This is a genomic window from Ruegeria sp. B1 (assembly GCF_056535885.1).
Genome location: NZ_JBQFJA010000001.1, coordinates 2,216,256 through 2,240,279 on the forward strand (window position 1 = coordinate 2,216,256; position 24,024 = coordinate 2,240,279).

The 24,024-nt window shown below is 57.8% G+C and carries 26 protein-coding genes; 9 read left to right on the plus strand and 17 right to left on the minus strand.

The window, feature by feature from the left end; translation table 11 throughout:
* Position 1: 1 nt before the first annotated feature.
* Positions 2 to 1,015 carry a hypothetical protein gene (locus ACR3ES_RS10960; protein WP_170437168.1) on the minus strand — a complete coding sequence of 338 codons (1,014 nt, stop codon included), beginning with the start codon at positions 1,013 to 1,015 and terminating at the stop codon, positions 2 to 4.
* A gap of 153 nt (positions 1,016 to 1,168) precedes the next feature.
* Between ACR3ES_RS10960 and ACR3ES_RS10965 the strand changes: the two genes are divergently transcribed.
* The 3 genes from ACR3ES_RS10965 to ACR3ES_RS10975 all read left to right on the plus strand — a co-directional run bounded on the left by ACR3ES_RS10965 (position 1,169) and on the right by ACR3ES_RS10975 (position 3,682).
* Entirely contained in the window at positions 1,169 to 2,104 is a 936-nt protein-coding gene (locus ACR3ES_RS10965; RefSeq protein WP_480425341.1) for a DMT family transporter, read from the plus strand.
* On the plus strand, positions 2,101 to 2,748 hold the full coding sequence (locus ACR3ES_RS10970; protein WP_170437164.1) for a sulfotransferase family 2 domain-containing protein: 648 nt from the start codon (positions 2,101 to 2,103) through the stop codon (positions 2,746 to 2,748). The genes ACR3ES_RS10965 and ACR3ES_RS10970 overlap by 4 nt, the downstream gene beginning before the upstream one ends.
* A 187-nt stretch (positions 2,749 to 2,935) precedes the next feature.
* Positions 2,936 to 3,682 (plus strand): Hint domain-containing protein, encoded by a 747-nt coding sequence (locus tag ACR3ES_RS10975; RefSeq protein ID WP_480634716.1) that lies wholly within the window; start codon positions 2,936 to 2,938, stop codon positions 3,680 to 3,682.
* An 83-nt stretch (positions 3,683 to 3,765) separates the two neighbouring features.
* On the opposite strand, the gene ACR3ES_RS10980 is transcribed toward ACR3ES_RS10975, so the two are convergent.
* The 8 genes from ACR3ES_RS10980 to ACR3ES_RS11015 form a co-directional block, all read right to left on the minus strand.
* The gene (locus tag ACR3ES_RS10980; RefSeq protein WP_480425344.1) at positions 3,766 to 5,967 is read right to left on the minus strand and encodes a 3-hydroxyacyl-CoA dehydrogenase NAD-binding domain-containing protein; all 2,202 of its coding nucleotides are present in this window, start codon (positions 5,965 to 5,967) and stop codon (positions 3,766 to 3,768) included.
* Complete coding sequence (locus ACR3ES_RS10985) at positions 5,960 to 6,448, minus strand: cupin domain-containing protein (RefSeq protein WP_170437159.1); 489 nt, start codon at positions 6,446 to 6,448, stop codon at positions 5,960 to 5,962. Before ACR3ES_RS10985 ends, ACR3ES_RS10980 begins: the two co-directional genes overlap by 8 nt.
* Positions 6,448 to 7,659, minus strand: a complete 1,212-nt coding sequence (locus ACR3ES_RS10990) for an acetyl-CoA C-acetyltransferase (protein ID WP_170437157.1) — start codon at positions 7,657 to 7,659, stop codon at positions 6,448 to 6,450. Before ACR3ES_RS10990 ends, ACR3ES_RS10985 begins: the two co-directional genes overlap by 1 nt.
* An 11-nt stretch (positions 7,660 to 7,670) precedes the next feature.
* Complete coding sequence (locus tag ACR3ES_RS10995; RefSeq protein WP_170437155.1) at positions 7,671 to 8,309, minus strand: glutathione S-transferase; 639 nt, start codon at positions 8,307 to 8,309, stop codon at positions 7,671 to 7,673.
* A 278-nt stretch (positions 8,310 to 8,587) separates the two neighbouring features.
* Positions 8,588 to 8,800: a hypothetical protein gene (locus ACR3ES_RS11000; RefSeq protein WP_170437153.1), complete on the minus strand. Its 213-nt coding sequence runs from the start codon at positions 8,798 to 8,800 to the stop codon at positions 8,588 to 8,590.
* A gap of 55 nt (positions 8,801 to 8,855) precedes the next feature.
* Complete coding sequence (locus ACR3ES_RS11005; RefSeq protein ID WP_170437151.1) at positions 8,856 to 10,637, minus strand: acyl-CoA dehydrogenase C-terminal domain-containing protein; 1,782 nt, start codon at positions 10,635 to 10,637, stop codon at positions 8,856 to 8,858.
* A 42-nt stretch (positions 10,638 to 10,679) separates the two neighbouring features.
* Positions 10,680 to 11,081 (minus strand): MerR family transcriptional regulator, encoded by a 402-nt coding sequence (locus ACR3ES_RS11010; RefSeq protein ID WP_170437149.1) that lies wholly within the window; start codon positions 11,079 to 11,081, stop codon positions 10,680 to 10,682.
* 275 nt (positions 11,082 to 11,356) lie between these two features.
* Positions 11,357 to 11,725 (minus strand): MerR family transcriptional regulator, encoded by a 369-nt coding sequence (locus ACR3ES_RS11015; RefSeq protein WP_170437147.1) that lies wholly within the window; start codon positions 11,723 to 11,725, stop codon positions 11,357 to 11,359.
* A gap of 115 nt (positions 11,726 to 11,840) precedes the next feature.
* Here ACR3ES_RS11015 and ACR3ES_RS11020 point away from each other — a divergent pair, with 115 nt between their 5' ends.
* The 3 genes from ACR3ES_RS11020 to ACR3ES_RS11030 are packed head-to-tail and all read left to right on the plus strand — an operon-like array spanning position 11,841 to position 14,099.
* Positions 11,841 to 12,260, plus strand: a complete 420-nt coding sequence (locus tag ACR3ES_RS11020) for a PaaI family thioesterase (RefSeq protein ID WP_170437145.1) — start codon at positions 11,841 to 11,843, stop codon at positions 12,258 to 12,260.
* A 1-nt stretch (position 12,261) separates the two neighbouring features.
* Complete coding sequence (locus ACR3ES_RS11025) at positions 12,262 to 12,780, plus strand: PaaI family thioesterase (RefSeq protein WP_170437143.1); 519 nt, start codon at positions 12,262 to 12,264, stop codon at positions 12,778 to 12,780.
* 2 nt (positions 12,781 to 12,782) lie between these two features.
* Positions 12,783 to 14,099, plus strand: coding sequence for an MATE family efflux transporter (locus ACR3ES_RS11030; RefSeq protein ID WP_170437141.1), 1,317 nt, complete (start codon positions 12,783 to 12,785; stop codon positions 14,097 to 14,099).
* Here the strand turns inward: ACR3ES_RS11030 and arsC are convergent.
* Genes arsC through ACR3ES_RS11050 form a run of 4 tightly spaced genes read right to left on the minus strand, consistent with a single transcriptional unit; the run spans position 14,096 to position 16,255 of the window.
* Positions 14,096 to 14,437 (minus strand): arsenate reductase (glutaredoxin), encoded by a 342-nt coding sequence (gene arsC / locus ACR3ES_RS11035; RefSeq protein ID WP_170437138.1) that lies wholly within the window; start codon positions 14,435 to 14,437, stop codon positions 14,096 to 14,098. The two genes, ACR3ES_RS11030 and arsC, sit on opposite strands and share 4 nt — an antisense overlap.
* On the minus strand, positions 14,434 to 15,492 hold the full coding sequence (locus ACR3ES_RS11040; RefSeq protein ID WP_170437136.1) for a quinone-dependent dihydroorotate dehydrogenase: 1,059 nt from the start codon (positions 15,490 to 15,492) through the stop codon (positions 14,434 to 14,436). Before ACR3ES_RS11040 ends, arsC begins: the two co-directional genes overlap by 4 nt.
* Positions 15,489 to 15,920: a DUF1330 domain-containing protein gene (locus ACR3ES_RS11045; protein ID WP_170437134.1), complete on the minus strand. Its 432-nt coding sequence runs from the start codon at positions 15,918 to 15,920 to the stop codon at positions 15,489 to 15,491. Before ACR3ES_RS11045 ends, ACR3ES_RS11040 begins: the two co-directional genes overlap by 4 nt.
* The gene (locus ACR3ES_RS11050) at positions 15,917 to 16,255 is read right to left on the minus strand and encodes a DUF952 domain-containing protein (RefSeq protein ID WP_170437132.1); all 339 of its coding nucleotides are present in this window, start codon (positions 16,253 to 16,255) and stop codon (positions 15,917 to 15,919) included. The genes ACR3ES_RS11045 and ACR3ES_RS11050 overlap by 4 nt, the downstream gene beginning before the upstream one ends.
* Positions 16,256 to 16,363: 108 nt before the next feature.
* Between ACR3ES_RS11050 and ACR3ES_RS11055 the strand changes: the two genes are divergently transcribed.
* The gene (locus tag ACR3ES_RS11055; protein ID WP_170437130.1) at positions 16,364 to 17,947 is read left to right on the plus strand and encodes a bifunctional metallophosphatase/5'-nucleotidase; all 1,584 of its coding nucleotides are present in this window, start codon (positions 16,364 to 16,366) and stop codon (positions 17,945 to 17,947) included.
* A 54-nt stretch (positions 17,948 to 18,001) separates the two neighbouring features.
* Here the strand turns inward: ACR3ES_RS11055 and ACR3ES_RS11060 are convergent, their stop codons facing one another.
* Both ACR3ES_RS11060 and ACR3ES_RS11065 read right to left on the minus strand, forming a co-directional pair.
* Entirely contained in the window at positions 18,002 to 19,000 is a 999-nt protein-coding gene (locus ACR3ES_RS11060) for a sulfotransferase family protein (RefSeq protein ID WP_480425346.1), read from the minus strand.
* Positions 19,001 to 19,037: 37 nt separating this feature from the next.
* Complete coding sequence (locus ACR3ES_RS11065; protein ID WP_480425347.1) at positions 19,038 to 19,655, minus strand: tetratricopeptide repeat protein; 618 nt, start codon at positions 19,653 to 19,655, stop codon at positions 19,038 to 19,040.
* Positions 19,656 to 19,709: 54 nt separating this feature from the next.
* Between ACR3ES_RS11065 and ACR3ES_RS11070 the strand changes: the two genes are divergently transcribed.
* Together ACR3ES_RS11070 and mnmH are read left to right on the plus strand one after the other, a co-directional pair.
* Positions 19,710 to 20,375: an SOS response-associated peptidase gene (locus ACR3ES_RS11070; protein WP_170433103.1), complete on the plus strand. Its 666-nt coding sequence runs from the start codon at positions 19,710 to 19,712 to the stop codon at positions 20,373 to 20,375.
* A gap of 47 nt (positions 20,376 to 20,422) precedes the next feature.
* Positions 20,423 to 21,475 carry a tRNA 2-selenouridine(34) synthase MnmH gene (gene mnmH, locus ACR3ES_RS11075; RefSeq protein ID WP_170433100.1) on the plus strand — a complete coding sequence of 351 codons (1,053 nt, stop codon included), beginning with the start codon at positions 20,423 to 20,425 and terminating at the stop codon, positions 21,473 to 21,475.
* Here mnmH and selD read toward each other — a convergent pair.
* Both selD and ACR3ES_RS11085 read right to left on the minus strand, forming a co-directional pair.
* Positions 21,466 to 23,625, minus strand: a complete 2,160-nt coding sequence (selD, locus tag ACR3ES_RS11080) for a selenide, water dikinase SelD (RefSeq protein WP_170433097.1) — start codon at positions 23,623 to 23,625, stop codon at positions 21,466 to 21,468. The genes mnmH and selD overlap by 10 nt on opposite strands.
* Positions 23,626 to 23,630: 5 nt before the next feature.
* A complete protein-coding gene (locus ACR3ES_RS11085; protein WP_170433092.1) occupies positions 23,631 to 24,017 on the minus strand; it encodes a Na+/H+ antiporter subunit G in 387 nt (128 codons plus the stop codon).
* Between the last annotated feature and the right edge of the window lie 7 nt (positions 24,018 to 24,024).

Consider the following 24,024-nt stretch of genomic DNA (forward strand, 5'->3'; position numbering starts at 1 on the left):
CTTACTCGCCGCAGATGTTCTGTAGCCGGACCCAATCCCGGTCCGGCAACACTTGCTCCAAAGCGCGGCCTGCCATCGGATCGGCCTCAATCAGACTTAGCACGGTCTCTCCGGTGATATCGCGTGCATAGGCGTACGGTGTCGATGGCAGGGCCGCTTGTGCGAAGGCTGCCAGCAGGATCTCGTCTGTCAAAGAGGGGCGCGGCTCGGACAGAACCTCTTCTGTATAAGCATCCACAATGTCCGGCGTCAGTTCCCCTGTCGTCAGCAGTCGGAAAGCTGATGTCGGGCCGGTTCGGTCCAGAAGATCGTCAAGAGGATCATACGCGTTGGCGCGGGTCCGCTCTGCGATGATGTACCCGGCTGCTACAGCCGGGTCCTCATGATCTTCGATCAGGGCCCGATTCAGCAAAATGGTGCCGCCTGGCAAGCTCAGGCTGTCCCCAACACCGGCTGGTAAAATGATGATCTGACGTACGCCGGTGCGTTCGGCCAATCGATCCAGCGAGGGTTTTGCATCTCGCGAGGCGCAGGCTTGTCCCGAAACCCGTTCGATGCGTTGCAGGATCGTATCGCCGATCTCTTGCCGTTTAACCTCAGGCACGACAGACACGACATGACTTTGCAGGGCAACAGGCAGCCACAAGACGAGAACGGCGAGCACAGCGACGACAACGCCGGCAACGCTTGCCCATCGCAGGCGGCCGGGGTGCGGGCGTGACCGGTCGATGGCCCGCTGCAAGCGGTCAATGGCCTCGATCATTGTTGTCTCGGTTTGCGCCAGTTCCAGCGTTTCATCCGGATCACCATCCGGGTTGAAGACAGCCGGGTAGGACCCTGGGTTCTGCCGTTCGAGCGCGGCCAGCGACCAATGCGTCAAGGCGCGGTCGTTGAAGTCAGAAATTGTCAATGTGGCCTCACCAATTGACACCAGAACCTCGCGCCGCTGCTCGTCGGGCGATGGGCGCCACAGACCGGTGGCTTCGATCCGCTGGTACTGTTTCAGGGCCGTCATTGAGTTGGGTCTGCTCGATTTTGTTTTGTCAAAGCTTAGCACGGTGAATTCGCATGGCGCAAACCAGTTGCGTCCGATTTCGGATTTGTGCTGGATAGCACAATGTGGGGACGTTTGGGTCCACCGTTCGTCGCACGCAAACTGAGGCACAGCATGCAGTCAGACAAACCAACGTCGCCGGTATTGGCCTCAATGCTGATGATCGGCGCCATGGCGATCATAGGTGTCGTCGACAATGTCGTGATCCTTCTGGCGGATACCATCGGCCTTTGGCAATTCCACCTGAGCCGGGCGCTGCTGATGTTGCCACTCATTATTGGCCTGTCTCTGCTGGGTTTGGGCGGGTTGCGGCCCAAGCGGTTGGGGCCCGTCGTGCTGCGCAGCGTATTGATCACGCTGGCCATGCTGTTCTATTTTGCCTCGCTGGCCCTGATGCCGATTGCGCAGGCATTGGCGGGCCTGTTCACCTCGCCGATCTTTGTGCTGTTGCTGTCTTCATTAGCGATGAAGCAGACCATCGGACCGTGGCGCATCCTCGCCGTCCTGACCGGATTCGCGGGAATTCTCTGCGTGCTGCAACCGAACCCGACAGATTTTGATGCCCGGACGCTGCTGCCGGTTGCGGGTGGGTTGTTCTACGCCTTCAGCGCGATCATAACACGCAGCCATTGTTCAGATGAAAGCACGGTGGCGTTGCTTGCCAATATGGTGATCACGTTGGGCCTTGCCGGGGCACTTGGTTTGGTCGTGTTCACGGCTTTCCCATTCGCGACACCCGACGGTCCGGACGGATTTGCAGTGCGTGGCTGGGTTTGGGACATGCAACCGGCGCTGCCGTGGATATTGGTGCAAGCGGTTGGCTCAACTGCTGCAGTGTTTATGCTGATCAAGGCGTATCAGGTCGGCGAGCCCTCTTATGTGGCGGTTTTCGAATACTCTGTGATGATCTTTGGCCCGCTCTTTGCCTGGGTTGCGCTTGGACAGATGATTGGTGTCATGCAGATCGCGGGGATCGGGTTGATTGCAACAGCCGGCGCGCTGTTGGGCTGGCGGGCAGGGCGCGCACCTGCGGAACCGGAGATGCCGTGATCATTTCAACCGGCAGAGCGTATGTGTTTGTACATATCCCAAAAACCGGTGGGACATCGCTGTCGCTGGCTCTGGAACAGCGGGCACTGAAAGACGACATACTACTGGGAGACACGCCCCAGGCCAAAAAGCGTCGCCGACATGCAAAAACACTAAAAGCCAGGGGCCGGTTGTTGAAGCACTCGACTCTCGCCGAAATCGAGGGGGTCTTGCCGCCGGAAACCCTGCACGCGATGTTTGCGTGCACTCTGGTCCGCAACCCGTGGGATCGGGTCGTCAGCTACTACCACTGGCTACGAGAGCAGAACTTCGACCACACAGCCGTGGCTTTGGCCAAAGCTTCAGATTTTGAGGCATTCGTATTGAACCCCGCGATGTTGCAGTCGTTTCAGCAGTTTCCGGCAAGGGCCTACATGACAGCGGCAGACGGGGTGGAGCGGTGTCAGGCCTACATTCGTTTAGAGCATTTTGAAACGGACGCCCAACCCTTGTTTGATCACCTGGGGTTCGAGGTCGACTTGCCACATCTCAATCGATCTGATCGCAGCACTGATTTTCGCAGCTGTTACTCGCCCCAGACGGCAGAGGCTGTTGCACAAGCCTGCCGTGAGGACATTCGGAGATTCGGATACCGGTTTGACTGATCGCGCAGGTATTCGTTTCCGAAACGGAATTAAACCATAAGTTCTATGCTGCTCTGTTCAGAATTTTTGGCTTTACTGACCGTATGAAGGCTCGATTTGGGCGCAAATATGTCAAAATTAAGTCGCCCTTTCATTTTCCATGCTAGCACTTGCAGATCGATTGAAGGTGCCAAAAGGGGTGAGGCAGGTGTTTGAAGTAGTGAGTGTTTCGGATTTTTCCGATCTTTCTGAAAATAGTGATGCGACGGTTCCCCGCGATGCGGTGACTGCGCGCCGGGGTGGGTTGCTGCATGGAACCAAGGTTGCGACAAACAATGGTTGGAAACCGGTTGAGCGTATCGTTGCAGGTGACCACATCCGCACGCTGGACCATGGGTTCAAAGAGGTGCGTCGCGTCTCGATCAACCGCGTGACCGTGCCGTTGGGTGAGACCCGCGCCGAGAATCTGCCGGTTTTTGTTCCCGCACGGGTCACAGATAACGGACGCCCGGTCTGGCTGATGCCGGAACAAGGCATCGCCGTAGATCTCAACAGGCTTGACCCCGAGACCCAAGGTTTGTCCGTTGTGCCCGCGCGTTTGCTCAGCGGCAAATGCCAACTCAAGTCCCGCGCGCCGGGATCATCCTTTGCGGTCAGTACGCTGTTTTTGGAACAGGATGAAGTCATCTGTGTCGAGGGCGGGTTGCAGGCCTATTGCCCATCAGGCCGGTTCAATATGCACACAGCGTCCGACCATAAGCTCTATAGTGTCGCCGATGAAGACACAGCTATTGCGTATGTAAATATGATTGCAACCAAGGGCGATTTGTCGGCCCTTGCACATTCGTTGGGTGCACTGCCTGCACCCATCCCACAGGAACCGGTTTTCCCGATCCGTCCCCCAGGGGCGTACGCAGACCGGGGCGTCCGGGTCGGCCGGACACGTCGGTGCTGAATCCTGCGGACTGATTGGCAGACCTAACCGAACATCAAGAGAAAGATGCAGGCGCGTGATGTCGCGCGCCTGCATCATTTGGGTTAAGCCGCTTTTGCCGCCGGGTCGAAGCGTCCGTAAAAGCTTTGGCCTTTTTCAGCCATCTCGCGCAGCAGCGGTGGGCAAGTGAAGCGTTCGCCGTACTGTTCCGCCAATTGGTCGCAGCGCTCGGCCGCGTAGGGTGTGCCGATGATGTCCAGCCAGCTGAGCGGGCCGCCCGACCAAGGTGCAAAGCCCCAACCCAGGATCGCGCCCACGTCGCATTCGCGGATGTCTTCCAGAACGCCTTCTTCCAGCGCGCGGACCGCTTCCAGAACCTGTGCGAACATCAGACGTTCCTGCACCTCGATCAGGTCAGGCTGCTCGGCGGCCAGTGGGTACTTGTCCTGCAGACCCTTCCAATATTCGACGCGCTTGCCCTTCTCGTCATAGTCGAAGAAACCAGCATTGGCCTTGCGACCCAGACGGCCCTGTTCCTCCATCCAGAAGATCAGATCGTCCGAAGGGCTTTCGGGATAAGCATTGCCCATCGCCGCCTTGGTCGCCCGTGCAATCTTGGCACCCAGATCAATCGAGGTTTCCTCGGTCAGCTGGATCGGACCCACCGGGAAGCCCAACTGACGCGCCGCGTTGTCGATCAGGATCGGGCTGACGCCCTCGGTGATCATACGCGCACCTTCGTTGATATAGGGGATGATGCAGCGGTTGGCGTAGAAGAAGCGCGCATCGTTGACCACAATCGGCGTCTTCCGGATCTGGCGCACGTAGTCCAGAGCCTTAGCGACGGCGCGATGACCGGTTTCCTTGCCCTTGATGATCTCGACCAGGAACATCTTCTCAACAGGTGAGAAGAAGTGGATGCCGATGAACTGCTCGGGCCGTACTGAGGCTTTCGCCAGATCGGTGATCGGCAGGGTCGAGGTGTTCGAGGCAAAGATGCAATCCTCGGGAATAATCGCCTCGACTTTTTTGGTCATCTCGGCCTTGACGCCCGGGTCTTCGAACACGGCCTCGATGATCAGATCGCAGCCTTTCAGATGCTCCAGATCAGGGGTGGCTGTGATACGGGCCAGCAGGGCTGTTTTCTTCTCAGCGGTGGCTTTGCCGCGTTTGATGCCCTTGTCCATGTAGCTTTCGCTATAGGCCTTGCCCTTGTCGGCGGCTTCCTGATCCCGGTCGATCAGAACAACCTCCATCCCGGCCTGTGCCGAGACCAGAGCGATACCGGCACCCATCATGCCAGCGCCCAGAACGCCGACCTTTTTAACGCGCTGATCGGCCACATCTTTGGGGCGGACCGCGCCTTTCTCCAACGCTTCCTTGTTCAGGAATAGCGACCGGATCATGGCCGACGACGAGGGGTTCATCAGGACGTTGGTGAACCAACGCGCTTCGATCTTCAGGGCGGTGTCGAAGTCGACCAGCGCCCCTTCGTAGATCGAGCTCAGCAGAGCCTTGGCCGCCGGGAAGGCGCCTTGGGTCTTGCCATTCACCATCGCGTTGGCGCCGACGAAAGTCATGAAGCCAGCAGGGTGGTAAGGCGCGCCGCCGGGCATTTTGTAGCCCTTGGCGTCCCAAGGCTTGACCAGATCGGCGTCCTTGGCGTTCAGAACCCACTCCTTGGCTGCTGCGACCGGATCGTCCGAAACATCGTCGATCAGCTGTGCGCCCTTGCCTTTATTCGGGTCCATCATCTTGCCTTCCAGCAAGACAGGGGCCGCTGCCATCGCGCCAACCATACGGCTATAGCGCATGGTGCCACCACCACCGGGGAAGATACCCAGCAGGATCTCGGGCAGGCCAATCTTGGCCTTGGCGTTCGATGTCATGACACGGTGATGACAGGCAAGAGCGATTTCGGTCCCGATCCCGGCGCAGGTGCCGTTGATGGCACAGGCGATCGGTTTGCCGCCCTTTTTGGTCTTGGGGTCCATGCCCGCCAGTTCCATCTTGCGCAGAATGTGGTGGCCACCCATGACGAAATCGAACAACGCCTGTGCCGGCTGATCCCCCGCTTCCTGACGGATAGTGGCCAGCGTATTCAGGTCCATGCCACCTGCGAACGATCCCTCCTTGCCCGAGGTGATGACGATCCCTTTGACCTCATCATCGTTGAAGGCCTGATCAATCAGTTGGCTGACCTCCTGAAAGGCCTCGCGGGTCAGAACGTTCATGGATTTGCCCTGGGCGTCCCAGGTCACAAAAGCGACGCCGTCTGCGTCTTTGCTCAGAGTGAAATCAGTCATTGCCATCTCCAATCTGGTCAGCCGTCAACGGGCTGCCATCCTGTTTCGTGAAATGGTCGCCGGTCGTATCCGCCGTTACCATCATATCTATGTCGCTGTAGTAGACCGTCTCGGTCGGGGTGCGTGTGCCGACAACCAGAAAGGCTGCCCGCGATTGAGATCGGTTTATCAAATGGTGCCCGTTCTTGACGCCCGCTGGCCAAGCGGCGCAGTCGCCCGGTCGCATAAGGGTTTCGCCCTCGTCCTCGACCAGTACCAGTTCACCTTCGGTGACCATCGCAAACTCGTCCTGCTGCATTTGGTAGTGCCGCAGCGACGAAGCGCTTCCGGGTTCGACGAAGACGAGGTTCACGCCGTACTGTGTCAGCCCGCCCGCATCACCGAGCGCCAGCCAGGATCGGCCGTCGACTGTGCGGGCCAGCTTGCCGGGATATCCCGTCCCGCTGCTCCGCGAGATTTGTGTGAGGTCCAGCTTGGGCATCAGACCCGCTCGATAATGGTTGCCGCGCCCATGCCAGATGCGATGCAAAGCGTGGCCAGACCGGTTTCCTTGTCCTGACGCTCTAGCTCATCCAGCAGCGTGCCGATGATCATCGCACCGGTTGCGCCGAGCGGGTGACCCATCGCGATGGAGCCGCCGTTGACGTTGACCAGCGCCGGATCGACATCGAACGCCTGCTGGAAGCGCAGCACGACCGAGGCGAAGGCTTCGTTCACTTCGAAAAGGTCCAGGTCGCTGATCTTCATGCCGTTGTCGGCAAGGATCTTCTCGGTCACCGGAACCGGGCCGGTCAGCATGATGGTCGGGTCGGTGCCGATCTTCGCGGTTGCCTTGATACGGGCGCGTGGCTGGAGGCCGTATTTCTCACCGAATTCCTTGTTGCCGATCAGAACAGCGGCCGAGCCGTCCACGATGCCCGAGCTGTTGCCCGCGTGGTGGATGTGGTTGATCCGCTCCAGATGCGGGTATTTCAACATCGCGACTTTGTCGAAGCCCGGCATTTGCTCGCCCATCATCTGAAAGGATGGGTTCAGCGCGCCGAGGCTCTGCATGTCGGTACCGGGGCGCATGTATTCGTCGCGGTCCAGAATTGTCAGGCCGTTCTGGTCCTTGATGGTGATGACCGATTTCTCGAACCGGTTGTCTTCCCAAGCCTCTGCCGCGCGTTTCTGAGACTCAACGGCCAGCGCATCGGCATCGTCGCGGGTGAACCCATACTCGGTCGCGATGATGTCGGCCGAGATGCCCTGCGGTACAAAGTAGGTGTCCATGGCCAGCGTCGGGTCTACGGCAATCGCGGCACCGTCGCTGCCCATGGCCACGCGGCCCATCATCTCAACGCCACCAGCGATATAAGCCTCGCCCGCGCCGCCTTTAACTTGGTTTGCGGCCAGGTTGACGGCTTCCATGCCCGAGGCACAGAACCGGTTGATCGCCAGGCCGGGGATCGACTGATCCAGGTCCGAGGCCAGAACCGCCGAGCGCGCCAGACAGCCGCCTTGCTCCATCACCTGCGTAACGTTGCCCCAGATCACATCCTCAACGGCGTGGCCTTCCAGATTGTTGCGTTCCTTGATCGCGTTCAGGGTCAAGGCGGACAGGCGCACCGAGGTTACCTCGTGCAGGCTGCCATCCTTACGGCCCTTGCCGCGCGGAGTGCGCAGGGCGTCATAAATGTAAGCTTCGTTCATGGGTCTTCTCCTTAAGCTCGATCCGACGGGTTGCCGGGCATCAGGTCATAGGGGTGTTTCCAACCAGGCTGCTCGGACAGGCGAGTTAGCCAGGCGTCGATATTGTGCCAGTCGGCACGGTCAAAGCCGAATGGTTCGGGGTAGTAGAGGTAGCCGCAGCAACTGAGATCAGCGTTGGTCACGCCGTCCCCAACAATCCAGTCCCGGCCCTCGAGGTGGGTGTTCAGTGTTTCATAAGCCGCTTTTAGGCGACCTTGGTTGAAGGCAATCACATCGGCATTGCGGTGTTCTTCGGGGAGGAAGTTGATCAGAAAGCGGGTCATCCCCGCCATTGAGCTGAGCTTGTGATTGTCCCACAGCACCCAACGGAAAATATCGTAGTTTTCGTCGCGATCCTTGCCGCCAAACTTGCCGGATTTTTCTGTGACGTAAGCCTGAATCGCGCCCGATTGAGTGGTTTTGAAGTCGCTGTCCACCAGGACAGGCGCTTCGCCCATCGTATTGACTTCGGCACGGTACTCAGGCGTTCGAGTCGCGCCCTTGAAAAAGTCGACAAAAACTGGTTTCCAGTCCAACCCGGACATTTCCAACGCCAGCGCTGCCTTGTAGCAATTCCCGCTTTCTCCAAAGCAATGGAGTTTTATGGTCATGCGCTCGCCCCTCCCAAGGCGTATGTCGTTAGGCTGAATTTGAGTATTTTTGAAAAGATGAAGGCCCGGCGGTAACCTTTGATCAACCATCTTTGTGTCCAATGGTCGTGCGGTACAGGCTGGAGAGCCGATGACCGCAAAAGGTGAAGTCGTCCCTGTCCTGATGGCGAGCGCGCCCGGTGGCAGGGACGCATCGCCGCTTCATCTTTTCACAAATACTCCCGCCGGAGGCATCCGGCATTATGACTAACTCTGTCGTGTGAATTTCGCCCCAAATCTTATCTTTTCCGCGTCTCGAGTTCGGAATTAAAGATGCGCAGGCGGTGGGTCAGATTCTCCTCGTCAATTACGCTGTTGAAGTTTTCGAACAGGAAGGACAGCGCCTCCCCTTCATCGAGCCCGGCCTCTCGCGAGAACGCTTTGAGTTTGCGATACCCGTCCTCGGTCATTGCGACCGGAAAGCGGCGGGTCAGGCGAAAACGTTTTGGCATCAGGTGTCCTCCGGGTCATTGGGTCCGGGTAGTGTAACCCGGACCCAGACTGAAATCAGAAGTTCGCTGCGTCCAGTGCCATTACCGTGTCCGCGCCGGTCTGAATGCGAGACAAGTGCATCGCAGTCGCGGGCAGGCGGCGGGCCATGTAGAAACGGCCGGTGTTGATTTTCGTCTCATAGAACTCTTTGTCCGAGGCCCCACCGTCCAGCGCATCTTGCGCGGCTTTTGCCATTTGTGCCCACATCAGGCCCAGGCAGACATGACCGAACATGTGCATAAAGTCATAAGACCCAGACAGAGCGTTGTTGGGGTTCTTCATGCCTTCCTGCATGAAATACATGCCTGCGGCTTGCAGGTCTTTCGATGCCGCTTTTAGGGGTTCAATGAAGGCTTTGTCGTAGGCTTCGTTGTGGCCCGCGTTTTCCTTACAGAAGGTTTTGACCATCTCAAAAAACGCCATGACGTGCTTGCCGCCATCCTGCGCCAGCTTGCGACCGACAAGGTCCAGTGCCTGCACGCCGTTTGCACCTTCGTAGATCATCGCGATCCGGGCGTCGCGGGTGTATTGCGACATGCCCCATTCTTCGATGTAGCCGTGGCCGCCATAGACCTGCTGCGCCTGAACGGTCATGTCGTAGCCTTCGTCCGTCAGAAAACCCTTGATGACCGGGGTCAGAAGCGAGATCAGCCCGTCCGCATCCTTGTCACCCGAGCGGTGTGCTTTGTCGATCATGGTCGCGCCCCATAGGATGAACGCGCGCGCGCCCTCGGTGAAGCTTTTCTGATCCATCAGGCTGCGGCGGATATCCGGGTGCACGATCAGCGGATCGGCGGGGCCATCGGGGTTCTTCACGCCGGTAACATCGCGGCCCTGCAGGCGTTCCTTGGCGTACTCCAGAGCGTTCTGGAACGCGGCTTCAGCCTGAGACAGGCCCTGCATGCCCACACCCAGACGCGCTTCGTTCATCATGGTGAACATGGCGCGCATGCCTTTGTGCTCTTCGCCCAGCAGCCAGCCGGTGGCCTCGTCATAGTTCATGACGCAGGTCGAGTTGCCGTGAATGCCCATCTTTTCTTCGATCTTGCCGACCGAAACGCCGTTGCGTTCGCCCAGGGAGCCGTCTTCGTTTACGATGAACTTTGGAACGATGAACAGCGAGACACCCTTGATGCCTTCGGGGCCGCCGGGAATCTTGGCCAATACCAGATGGATGATGTTGTCGGCCATGTCGTGATCGCCGGACGAGATAAATATCTTCTGTCCGGAAATCTTGTAGCTGCCGTCGCCCTGCGGGTCAGCCTTGGTCCGCATCAGGCCCAGATCGGTGCCGCAATGCGGCTCGGTCAGGTTCATGGTGCCGGTCCATTCGCAGCTAACCATGTTGGGCAGATACGTGTCTTTCTGCGCGTCGGTTCCGTGCGCAAGAATGGCCGAGGCGGCACCATGGGTCAGGCCCTGATACATTACGAAGGCCTGGTTTGCGCCAGAAAACGCCTCGCCAACGGCGGTACCGATCACATACGGCATGTTCTGGCCGCCATACTCTTCCGGCATGTCGAGGCCCGTCCAGCCCCCTTCTTTCATCTGCTCGAAGGCATCCTTGAAACCTGTAGGGGTGTATACGATGCCGTTTTCCAAACGGCAGCCTTCGGTGTCACCAACCACATTCAGCGGGTGCAAGACGTTGGTGGCGACTTTACCGGCTTCTTCCAGAACGGCGCCGGTGAATTCGGCCTCCAATTCGTTGTAGCCGGGAATATCGGACTGCGAGACTTTCAGAACATCGTGCAAGATGAACTGCGTATCTTTGGTTGGCGCGTTGTAGACGGGCATGTGAAGCTCCCTTAATTCATATGTCCGGGTGACGGTCCGATGTTACTCGGCCGCTTTCTTTTCCTGGTTCATTGAGGCGATAACTTTCTCGCCCCAGCGCAGTTGTTCTTTCAGATCGTCGATGGCCTGGGTCAGCTCTTCGCGGCGCGATTCCATGTCGGCGAGACGTTCGCACGCGATCTCGTAGGTGCGCGACATCTGGGTGAGTTGTTGGTCACCAACATGATACAGGTCCAGAAGCTGGCGGATTTCTTCCAGGCTGAACCCAAACCGTTTCCCACGCAGGATCAGTTTCAGCCGCGCGCGGTCGCGTTTGGTGAACAGACGTTTCTGACCTTCGCGGATCGGAAACAAAAGCTCTTTGGCTTCGTAGAACCGCAAGGTACGTGGCGTGACGTCATAGGTCTCGCACATCTGGCGGATAGTCATCAGATCTTCGGTCATTCGTCAAACTCTCATCACTGGCGTCATGCGGCATGAGTTGCGCAGTAGTTGCGCGCTTTACAACATGTGAATGACGTTTACGTAATCCGAACGCTGCGTCATTTCAAAGTTGACGTAACATCCGGTCGCGTAAAGCTGAAGATCGCGCAATTTTCTTTCCGCTGGGTAATGCGGAGTTCGATCCTGAATCACGGATTCAAGCAGCGTCGCTCACTAGATTCGCCAATTTCTGACATGGTCCGAAAGATCACATACCTTCTCGGATCCGAAGAGGGTTACCCCAGAGTGTTGGCGGTTTGGTCCCGAAGGCGTTTGAGCTCGTCCATCGCCTCATCCAACTGTTCGCGCTGCTGACGCAGTTCGCCCATCTGGCGATCAGCCATGTCGACAAAGGCTGACATCTGGGCCTGGTTGCCCTGATCCTCGTAGATCAGCAGCCATTGTCGAATCTCCTCGAGAGGAAACCCAAATCTCCGGCCCCGCATGATCAGCTTCATTCGTGCCCGCTCACGCGGGCCGTAGAACCGCGAGCGGCCTTCGCGATCAGGCTGCAGCAGTTCGATATACTCATAGTATCGCAGGGTGCGCGGGGTCACGTCGAACTCGGCGCACATCTCTTTGAATGACAAACGATTGTCGGACATTCGGGGTCTCCTCGTCCGCAACCTATGGCGTCGCGACGTCAAGCGCAACAGGCGGGCTTGCCCTTTGCGTGGGCACCGGCTCATAAAGGGGGACACGACAACAGGACGCAACCCCATGGTCGATAAGACAGAATTAGCCCGTCAGTTCATCGAGGCGATCCCCCATGCCAGGGCTCTGGGCCTTAAACTGGTTCAGATCGAGACCGGTGAGGCCGAGATAACCATGCCGTACAATGAGGACCTGATCGGGGACCCGCGCACCGGTGTGATTCATGGTGGGGCCGTCTCGACCATTCTGGATACATGCTGTGGGGCCGCCGTCATGAGCCATCCGTCCGCTCCGGGTGGCACGGCGACCATTGACCTGCGGATCGACTACATGCGGGCGGCGACGCCGGGCCAGACGATTACGGCGCGGGCCAGTTGCTATCACATCACACGCAACGTGGCCTTTGTGCGGGCGACCGCCATGGATGACGATCATGACCACCCGGTGGCGACCGCCTCGGGCTCGTTCACGGTTGAGGGAAAGTAAGATGGCCAGACCGCGTCCCGAACCCATGCAGGTTGTAAAACGCCGCCGAGATGCGGCGCTGAATGCGCTGGTCAGCGGTGTCCCCTATATCCGTTTTCTGAACATCAGTTTTGACAGGCGCGGGGACGAACTGACCGGCGTTCTGAATTTTGACGACAAGCTGATTGGCAACCCGTTGCTGCCGGCGATGCATGGCGGCGTGACGGCGGCGTTCCTTGAGGTGACGGCCGTGATCACGCTCAGTTGGGAGCACATGTTTCCCCGCGTCGAAAGTGGTGAGATCGACGCGGATGCGATTATGACAGACGACGCCATCCGGTTCCCCAAAACCATCGACTTCACGGTTGATTATCTTCGGTCGGGTCTGCCCCGGGATGCCTACGCCCGGGCATTCATCAATCGGTCAGGGCGCCGCTACGCGTCTGTTCGGGTTGAGGCCTGGCAGGACAATCACGCCAAACTCTTTGCTCAGGGCACAGGACATTTCCTAATGCCGCAGCCCGTGCGGGACAAGAGCTGATCATGTCGGACGCTTCGGCGCCCATTACGCACAGGCGGGTGCTGAAAATCGCGGTACCGATCGTCCTGTCGAATGCCACGGTGCCAATTCTGGGTGCTGTTGACACCGGAGTGGTTGGACAGATGGGGCAGGCGGCCCCGATCGGCGCTGTTGGCATCGGTGCGGTCGTATTGTCCGCCATCTACTGGATCTTCGGCTTCCTGCGAATGGGAACAACCGGTCTGGCGGCACAGGCCAGAGGTGCCGGAGATGCTGCGGAAACCCGGGCCTTGTTGATGCGAGGGCTTTTGCTCGGCGGCTCTGCCGGGTTGTTCTTCATTATTGCGCAGGTCGCGGTTTTTGCCGGGGCGTTCGCCCTGTCGCCTGCCAACCCAGAGGTCGAGGCGCTGACGCGGGCGTATCTGGAGATACGCATCTGGGGCGCGCCAGCCACAATCGCACTTTATGCGGTTACAGGATGGTTGATCGCCGTTGAACGTACGCGCGGTGTCTTTGTTCTGCAGATCTGGATGAACGGTCTGAACATCGTTTTGGACCTGTGGTTCGTTCTTGGCCTTGGGTGGGGCGTTGAGGGGGTCGCAGTGGCAACCCTGATCGCAGAGTGGACGGGGTTGGCGCTGGGGCTTTGGTTGTGTGGCGACGCGTTTCGGGGCCGTCAATGGCGCGACTGGCCGGTTATCTTCAACGCAGACCGCCTGCGCCGGATGATGCAGGTCAATGGTGACATCATGATCCGGTCGGTTTTGCTGACGGGGTCTTTTACAACCTTTCTGTTTGTCGGCTCGGATCTGGGGGACGTCAATCTGGCTGCCAATCAGGTGTTGCTGCAATTCCTTGAGATCACGGCCTTTGCGCTGGACGGATTTGCCTTTTCGGCAGAGGCGCTGGTGGGCAGCGCCGTTGGAGCACGCGACCGGTATCAGGTCAGGCGCGCGTCGGTCATGGCGTCGCAATGGGGTGTTGGCGGGGCTGTCCTGTTGGGTGCCGTATTCTTCATTGCAGGTCCCGCGCTGATCGATCTGATGTCCACTTCGCCCGAGGTTCGCGTAGCAGGACGCGAGTTCCTGATCTGGGCTGCGATAGCGCCAGTGATTGGCGTTGCCAGTTGGATGTTCGACGGCATCTACATAGGCGCGACGTGGACTCGCGCGATGCGGAACGCGATGCTGCAATCCGTTGCGGTATACGTTGTTGCTCTTCTTATTCTAGTACCCAGTTTCGGCAATCACGGGCTTTGGGCGGCTTTGATGGTTCTAAACCTCACGCGCGGCGTCACCATGGGGTGGCGCTATCCCAAGCTTGAAGCGCAGATTGGTTAGATCAGCACAAGCAGGTTCTCCGGCGGGCGTCCAATCGCAGCCTTGTCGCCGGCGATTGCAATTGGGCGTTCGACCAAAACCGGGTTCTCGGCCATGGCGCGGAACAGGTCGTCTTCGGATGTGGTCCGGGTCAGACCCAGTTCCTTGAACCGCTTTTCGCCTGTGCGCATCATTCCGATGCCCGGAAGCCCCAAGCGAGTGCACAGCTCGCGCAACTCCTGCTCTGACGGTGGGTCCTCCAGATATCTCCGGATTTTCACCTCAACACCACGTTCTTGCAGCAGGGCCAGCCCCGCGCGCGACTTGGAACAGCGGGGGTTGTGCCAGTAGTCGATCATAACCACTGCTCGCGTTTGCAACCGACTGCTTCGGCAACCGAGGCAAATCCATCTTGGGCCAACAGATGATCGAGCCCCAGCGCGATTTCGGACGCCAGAGACAGACCTCCGTAAACCATCGCGGTGTAAAACTGCACTGCCGACGCGCCTGCGCAAATCTTGGCGTAAGCCTGTTCGGCGTTGCTGATGCCACCGACACCGATCAAAGGAAGTGTGTCTCCGGTGAGCTTGCTGAGCTGAGCGAGGACGTGGGTCGATTTCTCGAACAGCGGTTCACCGGACAGCCCACCGTGCTCATCCTTGTGTTTGCTCAGCAGGCCGTCCCGCGAGAGGGTTGTATTGGTGGCGATAATGGCGTCAATACGCGCCTCGTTTGCGACCTCGGCAATATCCGCCAGTTCAGTTTCTGAAAGATCCGGTGCGATCTTCAAAAAGATTGGAATCGGTCGGGTCAATGTGTCCCGGGTCTCAATCACACGGGCCAGTAGCGCGCTAAGCGCGGCCTTGCCCTGTAGATCGCGCAGTTTCTCGGTATTGGGTGAGGACACGTTGACAGTGGCGAAATCCAGATGCGCGGCGCAATGCGCGAGAACCTTGGCAAAGTCCCCCGGTCTGTCGTCGCTGTCCTTGTTCGCCCCCAGGTTCAACCCGATCACTGCGTCCTTTGGCCGGTTGGCCAATCGCCGCGCCATGACGTCCATACCATCATTGTTGAAGCCGAAGCGATTGATCGCCGCCTTGTGTTCGGTCAACCGAAAGAGTCGCGGTCTGGGGTTTCCGTGTTGAGGGCGCGGAGTGACGGCGCCGACCTCAATAAACCCGAACCCCGCGCGCGACAGTGGTGCCAGAACCTCGCCATTCTTGTCATACCCGGCCGCCAGCCCGACCGGGTTCGGCAGGTCCAGACCTGCGACTTTGGTTCTGAGGCGCGGCGATGTCACCGGGCCTGGGGCAGGGGTCAGTCCGGTTTTGAGCGCTGTGATTGAAAGACCGTGCGCGGTTTCCGGATCCAGGCGGTGCAATGCAAACATCGCAAGTCGTTCGGTCAGTCTCATCCGAAGGATGCCCCGCCCTGCGCCGACCCGCACCGGATCAGGCGCGAGGTTTCGACAGCGGCCTGACGATGCACCACCGCGTCTCGGTAGACCGGGTCGGTCACCATCGCCAAAAACGCGTGCGCGTTTGGATAACGCGCAACAAAAACCGCATCCCAAGTCTCGTCTGCGGGGCCGATCAGCGTCGTCTGAAATGCACCGCGCCAGAGGATCGATGCCCCAAGTCGGGCAATGATCGGCGCAGTTTCAGCGCCATAGTTCTTATAGGCCTGCGCCCCGCTGAGACCGGCCTTGGCGAGTTTGTGATCTGATGGATACTGTGCCCGATCCCGAAACTTGACCAGATTCAGCATCTCGATGGGCTGATCCCGGTCCAGATCCTTAAAGGTTTCAAACTGTGCGCGTTCCGGGTCGATGTAGGTCGTCATACCAACTCCTCCGGGAAGACGTGCTTATCGTCTACCAGCGGTAAGGGGCGGGACCAGATCACGTCAGTCATCCGGATCGGGCGGTAAAGATGCGGGAACAGGGCGTCTCCGCGCGACACCTCCCATTTCAAGTCACCGCCCATCGCGTCAATGTTGCACGCCACAAGGGTTAGCCCTTCGGTGCCGGCAAAGTGCTTGGCCGCCGTCTCGGCAACCTGCTCGGCCGTTGAGAAATGCACAAACCCGTCCGCGACATCGATTGGTGCACCCTCCGAGGCACCTTTGGCTTGAAGATCGGCCCATTCATCGGACCTGAAAATCTTGTAAATCAGCATGCGGCTGTGATGCCCCGAGCGACTGGGGGAATCAAGCCGGATTTCCCCCTTTGACTCTTTCACGCTGCCAGCGCACGATCATAAAAAACAACACTAGGGAGTTTCATGATGTTGACCCGTTTTCTGGCATCTGCCGCCGTTTTAGCGCTTACATCTGGCATCGCTGCCGCCGACTACAAATTGACCATTCTGCATACAAACGACCTTCACAGCCGCATCGAGTCGATTAATAAATACGACTCGACCTGTGATGCCGAGGACGAAGCCGAAGGAAAATGCTTTGGCGGTGTGGCACGCCTGAAGGCAATGGTGGATGCCAAGCGCGCGGCGATGCCCGACGAAAACTTGCTGTTGTTGGATGCCGGGGATCCCTTCCAGGGGTCGCTTTTTTACACGACCTACAAAGGCGCCGCTGAGTCCGAATTTATGGAAGCCATCGGCTATGATGTCATGGCGGTTGGAAATCATGAATTTGACGATGGTCCCGAGGGATTGGCGACATTCATCGACGCCGTCAGCTTTCCGGTGATCTCGGGAAATCTGGATTTGTCATCGTCCGCCGAACTGAAAGACAAAGTGCAAAACCATGTCGTTTTGGACGTGGGTGGTCAGAAGATTGGTATCATATCCGCTCTGGCGACAGATACCGTTGACACCTCCAGTCCCGGAAAAGACGTTGTGTTTCAGGACGAAATCGAAAGCCTGTCGGCGGACGTTGCGGCCTTGCAGGACGAAGGCGTCAACATCATCATTGCCCTGAACCACGTGGGATTGGCAAAAGATATCGAAATCGCCGAAAACGTCCCGGGATTGGACCTGGTGATCGGGGGGCACTCTCATTCGCTGCTGTCGAATACACAGGACGGTGCGGCCGGTCCGTATCCGATGATGGTCGGCGACGTTCCGATTGTTCAGGCCTATGCGTATTCGAAATACCTCGGGGAAGTCACCCTGACCTTCGGTGACGATGGCAATCTGATTTCCGCAGAAGGCGAGCCCATTTTACTGGATGCCTCGGTCACTCCCGACGCGGATATTGCCGCCCGCGTGGCTGAAATGGGTGCCCCGATTGAAGAGATGAAGAAACGCGTGGTGGCAAACACGGCGGAATCGATCGAAGGCGACCGCTCGGTGTGTCGGGTACAGGAATGTCAGATGGGCAATCTGGTTGCCGACGCGATGCTGGCCCGGGTTGCGGATCAGGGTGTGCAGCTGGCCATCGCTAATTCGGGCGGTCTGCGGGCCTCCATCGACCCCGGTGAGGTGACCATGGGCGAGGTGCTGACCGTGCTGCCGTTCCAGAACACGCTGTCGACCTTCGAGATCAGCGGGCAGGGGATCATCGACGCGTTGGAGAATGGCGTCAGCCAGGTCGAGGACGTCAAAGGACGGTTCCCGCAGGTCGCTGGAATGACCTTCACTTGGGACCCATCGGTCGCGCCAAACGAAGGGCGCATCAGCGATGTTATGGTGGCCAGCGGAGATGGCTTTGAACCAATCGATCCAGCTGCGACCTACCTAGTCGTGACCAACAACTATGTTCGCAATGGTGGTGATGGGTACAGCATGTTCGAGGGCGACGACAAAAAAGCTTACGACTACGGTCCTGATCTGGCGGATGTGACGGCTGAGTATCTGGCCGATAACGCCCCGTATCAGCCCTACCTTGATGGGCGCATTAAGCAGAAGTAATCCGGCCATCTCCCAAAAGCTGCTTCCGCTGGGCGTGGCTTTTGGGACTGTTTGTCAGCTGAAATCGTATTCCGGCCACAAGGCCGGGTCGAACCCGTCTAGCATGGGCTGAATATGCTCCGCCACCTCGCGCCAGCCACCAATGGATTTCGTTGAGATCTTGTTACGGACCTGATCGATACTGGCGGTGCGCACCTGTTTTTTGTTTTCTTCCGGGTGCATCATGCTTTCCTGCCACGCGATCCCGCAGAAATCCGCGACCTGCTGGCTGTAGGTCTTCGGGTCGGCAACCAGATTTTCATACTGAACGGTCAGAATACGATCGCCGAACACGGCATCCCAATGCGCCATGTAACGCCGGTACAGATTCGCAGAATGTGCGATCGCCTCGAGATCACAGGTGTACCTCAATCCGCCTGCTGGAAACCATCTGATCCATTTCGATAAACCAACATCGCGTGGGTCGCGTATCAAGTTGACAACTTTTGCGTTGGGAAAAGCGCTAAATAAAAAACCAACTCGCCGGAAGTTATGGGGCATTTTGTCGATGAAAGCGACGGTGTCACTTCGAATAGGGGGCATCAGTCTGCGGTAGTCTCGCGCAAACTCGCCAGCAGCCATCTTGTCGAAAGCCCGACCGCTATCCAGAAAATCATCGGAGAGATCGGATGCCAACATCAACTCCCCACATCCCGAAATTCTGGGTGTAGAGCTCAACATCATCTCGACAAGTGTCGTGCCCGAACGCGGTTGGCCAACCACGAAAATTGGGGTGGGGTTGTTTCTTGCTTCATAGCTGGGAACAGGTTTTCCTAAGGGAAACCGATCTATTATTCTCGTAAACTTGTCTTCTTCCGATGCAAGGTTGTATGGGCTCGACTGTTTCTGAGCAGCATTGGCCCTGGCAAACAAAGGTAGAGCCGCGCTGAGCCCAAGGTGGTCAGAGGTTAGTTTGGCCTTGGCAAACTCTAATGGAGTTGAGCTATAATCCTTGGATTCCAAGGCGGCTTCAACTGCAGTAAGTAGCTTTTGCCCGCCTTCATTGCGTTGCATGAAAGCCAAGTGATGTAGCGCACTTGGATTTGTTGGATCACGCTCCAGGATTTTTTTTTAGTATTTCTACGGAACCCGCTCGGTCTCCACTTTGATGCAAGTTTACAGCTTTAAGGAAGGCAATTGATATCCTATCGGGCGCCAATTCATACGCCCGCGAGATATCACTTGTGTAGTCCGAGACAAATCCAATGTGCTCAAAGGCGCGCGCTCGTTTGTACAAAAAGTCGGCGTTTTCGGGGTCTTTTTCAAGTTTTTGAGTGGTGTAATTTATTATAGATCGCCAGTTCTTGCTCTTGTTCGTAATTTCTTCAATTAGTCGAGTAAGCTCCTTGTTGTTTGGAAACTCTTCGATTTTTTGTTCTGCATAAGTCAGGGCTTGATCAATCTGCCCGGTTTGCATCAGAGCATTCGCCAGATTTTCTACAAACTGCGGGTCGTCCGGTTTCATACGGGCGGCTTCAACAAAATGCGGAATGGACTGCTGGTACTTCTCCATTTCGGTCAGCACAAAACCGGCGATTGCGTGATAATCTGAGTCCTTGGGGAACTTTTTGATGCCAAGCTGCGCTTTTTTTAGCGCCTGCGGCAGTTTGCCTGCCTCCAACAACGCCACCGCCTTGCTTTTTAGGGTTTTTGCCCTTTGATACTCCATCGGACCCTATGTGACCCTTTGCCTGTAGAAACAACTATCGATGGTTCATTACCCATGTGCGGACGGTTTGCAATAACTCTTCACAATGACGCAATGGCGCGGCTGTTTGATGCGCGGCCTGCGAACGCTCTGCCAATGGTTCCGAACTACAACGTCTGTCCGACAAATCAGGTACATGTGGTGCGGACTGGCGAGACAGGTCGCAGATTGGACGCGCTGCGTTGGGGACTTCTGCCACATTGGTACAAAACTGAGACAGCTGGTCCGCTGCTGATCAACGCCCGGGCCGAAACTCTCGCAGAGAAACCCGCCTTTCGGTCGGCCTGTCGTGAGCGTCGGTGTCTGATCGTGGCGACAGGGTTCTATGAGTGGACGAAGACAGAACAAGGCACTCGATTGCCGTGGTACATTCAGCGGCAGGACGGAGCTCCCATTGCCTTTGCAGGTGTCTGGCAGGACTGGGGGGATAACGCAACGCGCCAAGGCACCTGTGCCATCGTGACCACCGGGGCAAATCAAAGGCTGAGCGCACTTCACCATCGTATGCCTCTAATCCTTGAGCCTGAGAATTGGCCGCTCTGGCTCGGAGAAGCCGGCAAAGGCGCTGCGCGCCTGATGCGGCCTGGGGCCGAGAATGTGCTGGAATTTTACAGGGTTGGTGAGGCGGTAAATTCGAACCGCGCGGCCGGGCCGGAACTGATTGAGGCGCTGGAGGCTTAAAGAAGGATGATCTTTCTTTCCAGAACGGTGCAAGCTAGACCGCAGGCATGGTCCTGAAACTATCAAATCTCTCTGACCTGTATGCGCAGGATTTCGACACAGTAATTGACGTGCGCAGCCCGGCTGAGTTCGCCGAGGACCATCTGCCGGGCGCGATCAACCTGCCGGTTCTGGATAATGATGAGCGTGCCCGGGTCGGCACGATCTATGTGCAGGAGAGCCCGTTTCTGGCACGTAAACTGGGCGCCGCGCTGGTGTTCCGAAACGCGGCCAATCACATTGAAAACAGTCTTAGTCATCACGGCGGACGTTGGCGTCCGCTGATCTATTGCTGGCGCGGGGGGCAACGATCAGGGGCTTTTGCCTGGATGCTCCAACAGATTGGCTGGCGCGCCGAAGCCATCGAAGGAGGATATCGGACCTACCGACGGTTGGTCAATTCGTACGTCTATGACAAACCCCTGCCACATCAATTGATTGCACTGGATGGATACACGGGTACCGCCAAGACCGATTTGCTAAAATATTTAAAATCTTCCGGTGTTCAGGTTCTGGATCTGGAAGGATTGGCCAACCACCGGGGGTCCTTATTGGGCGACATGCCCGGCGGCCAACCCAGCCAGAAGTCCTTTGAGTCGGCGTTATCTGCAGCTCTCTGTGCTTTGGACGTGTCCCGCTCGGTCGTCGTCGAGGCGGAATCATCCAAAATCGGCAATCTGATCCTGCCACCTTCTTTATGGACTGCGTTATGTGCAGCCCCTCGCGTTCAGATCACCGCACCGATTGAGGCACGCGCTGGTTATCTGGCTCAGGCATACGAGGATGTCCTTGCGGACGCTGATCGATTGCGCGACCGTTTGCATCCCCTGCGATTTCACCGTGGACACGAGGTTGTCGATGGGTGGATGCAGATGATCGCTGCGGGCGAAAAACAGGCTTTCACACGCGCCTTGATGGAGCAGCACTACGATCCGGCTTATGAGAAATCCCGACACGCAAGACGGGTCGAGATACTGGCAACGATTGAGGTTTCAAACCTGGATGACACGGGTCTGACTCAGGCGGCAGCAGAGATCAAAGTGGTGCTGGATCAACTTTGAAGCTTTAGTCCAGATGTCTTGGTTAACTGACCAATAATTGCCGCAGGATAGCCCGCATGGTGCAACGCGCGCAGTCGTTCGGACGCGTCGTTCGCAGAAACAGCGGCCAGCAAACCTCCGGCAGTTTGCGGATCATACAGCAAGGCGGCCTTGCCGGTTTGCGGTAACTCTGGGCTGAGCGATCTGTTCTCGGCGAAAATTGTGGACTGAACGCTCTGATCGCTGAGCTCAAGCGCGCCGTCCATGATCGGAACGGATGCCAGATCAATTGTGGCGCCACAGCCCGAGGCTTCGCACAGGCCCAACAGATGCCCGGCAAGGCCAAATCCGGTGACGTCTGTCATCGCGTGTGCGTTCGCTAAAATGCGCGAGGCTTCAGCTTGCGGTGTGACCATCTGTTCATAGGCGGCTGAAACACAGGCTCCGCTTGCCTGACCAGCCATTTCGGCTGCCATGATCACGCCGCTGCCCAGAGGTTTGGTGAGTAGCAGAACATCGCCCGGCTGCCCACGAGACAAAGAGATGGGTTCGGCGTTGCAAAGACCAGTCAGAGTGAACCCGATCGTAAACTCATCTCCCATCGAACTGTGCCCCCCGACAATGTCGGCACCAGCCTCTTGCATGACATCGCTCGCTGTCGACATGATCTCGGACATCGTACGATGCTGCAGGTCTGGTGACATGCGGGGCAAGATGATTGTTGCGGTTGCAGCCTGCGGTTCGGCCCCCATTGCCCAGATATCGCCCAAGGCATGCACCGCAGCAATGCGGGTCATCAGGACCGGATCCAAGGAAAAACCGCGCAGATGATCCGATGTGATCACTTGTCGTACGTTGCCGGTTGTCAACACAGCGGCATCGTCGCCCGGTAAGAACCCAACATCGGACCGTTTCGGCCGCATCACAGGCCGCAGGGCGGATTGCAGTGCGGTGCGTCCGATCTTGGCCCCGCACCCGCCACACATGGGTTTGTCACCCAACGCCTCGTGCACGCCCGCCGCATGGTTTTTTGGCACAACAGGTGGTTTCATTTGCGGCAACTTGCGAAACTTGTTCATGAAGGACTGATCGATATGGTCTTTCCATCTCCACATCAACGAACCGCTGAACGAGGTGCCCAGACGCTCGGCCAAGGCGGATTTGCCGCCGAGGGAGATGAGTTTGAGGTAGTCCTTCTGCGGTGCGTATTGCCGCATTTTTCCGGCACCCAATGCAGCTCGAAGGTTCTCGAACAGGACAGGCGCTTCGCGCACGGCGTAGACACCCGCTTTGGGGCGCGGATTTTCAATCAAATGCGCACAGTCGCCGACGGCAAAAATCGCTGGATCGCTGGATTGAAGGTGGCTGTTCACGCGGATGTAACCGTCCTCCAGGTCCAGCCCCGTAGTGGAAATCCAGTCATAAGGTCTTGCGCCGGCAGCCCCGGTGACGAAACGTGCAGGGATCTGTCGACCATCCGAAAGCTCAACATGATCTTCGGCAATTTGCGCGATCTGGACCTGCTCAAGGATTTCGACACCTAAATCGGACAAGGCTTTTCGGATGGTGGTTGCGGCTTTGGAACTCGTCGCCGACAGACCGGTAGAGCTGTCCATCAATGTGATCTTGGCTGGCCGCTTTCTCGCGTTCAGCGCGTGCGCCATAGCCATGGCCAACTCTACGCCCGCAACACCCGCTCCGATAACGGCGACTGCGGCAGGTCCGGTCTGGGTCAGGTACGCATCCCATCGCGCCGCAAAAGCCCCGAGCGGTTTTGCCGGAACCGCATGTTCACGGAAACCGGGCAGGAACGGCATCTCGGATGTAATGCCGACATTGATCGAGGCCACATCAAACGCCACTGGCGGTCTTCCGGGAACGTAAATCTCCCGGCTGTCGGTGTTGATCCCATCCACAGCCCCAAGAACAATCCTTGCGCCGGCAAAACGGGCCAGCTTGATCAGATCAATATCCAGCTCCCAGCGCTCATAATGACCGGCTACAAAACCCGGCAGCATGCCGGAATAAGGGGCGGTCGCACCGGGGTTAATGACTGTAACGCGCGCGCCCGGCAGCGGGTTCATACCCCATTTCCGCAACAGCAACGCGTGAGTGTGACCTCCACCAATCAAAACCAGGTCGCGGGTCAGTGGCAGCGGAGGTGTATGCATCAGGATCAGTTCGTGCTGTGGTCAGGGACGTCCTCGACCTGTTCGACCGCGTGCGTGGCCCAAAGCTCATCCTCGCCCGCGTCTGGCAGGTTCTCGGGTTTTTCATGACGGTGAATGTGCCATTTGGCAATGAACAGGGCCGTGATCGGCGCGGTCAGGAACAGGAACAAAGTGATCAACAACTCGTGCAGCGACAGCTTCCCCTCGAGCAGAACCGAGTGAAAGATTGACGCCAGCAGAACGCCACCGACGCCCAGGGTGGTGGCTTTGGTCGGGGCATGCAGCCGCGACATCTGGTCTTTGAGCTTGATCATTCCGAAAGATCCGACAAACCCAAAGATGCCCGAGACGATCAGGAAGACAGAAATCAGCAGTTCGAACAGAAATTCCATACCGCCC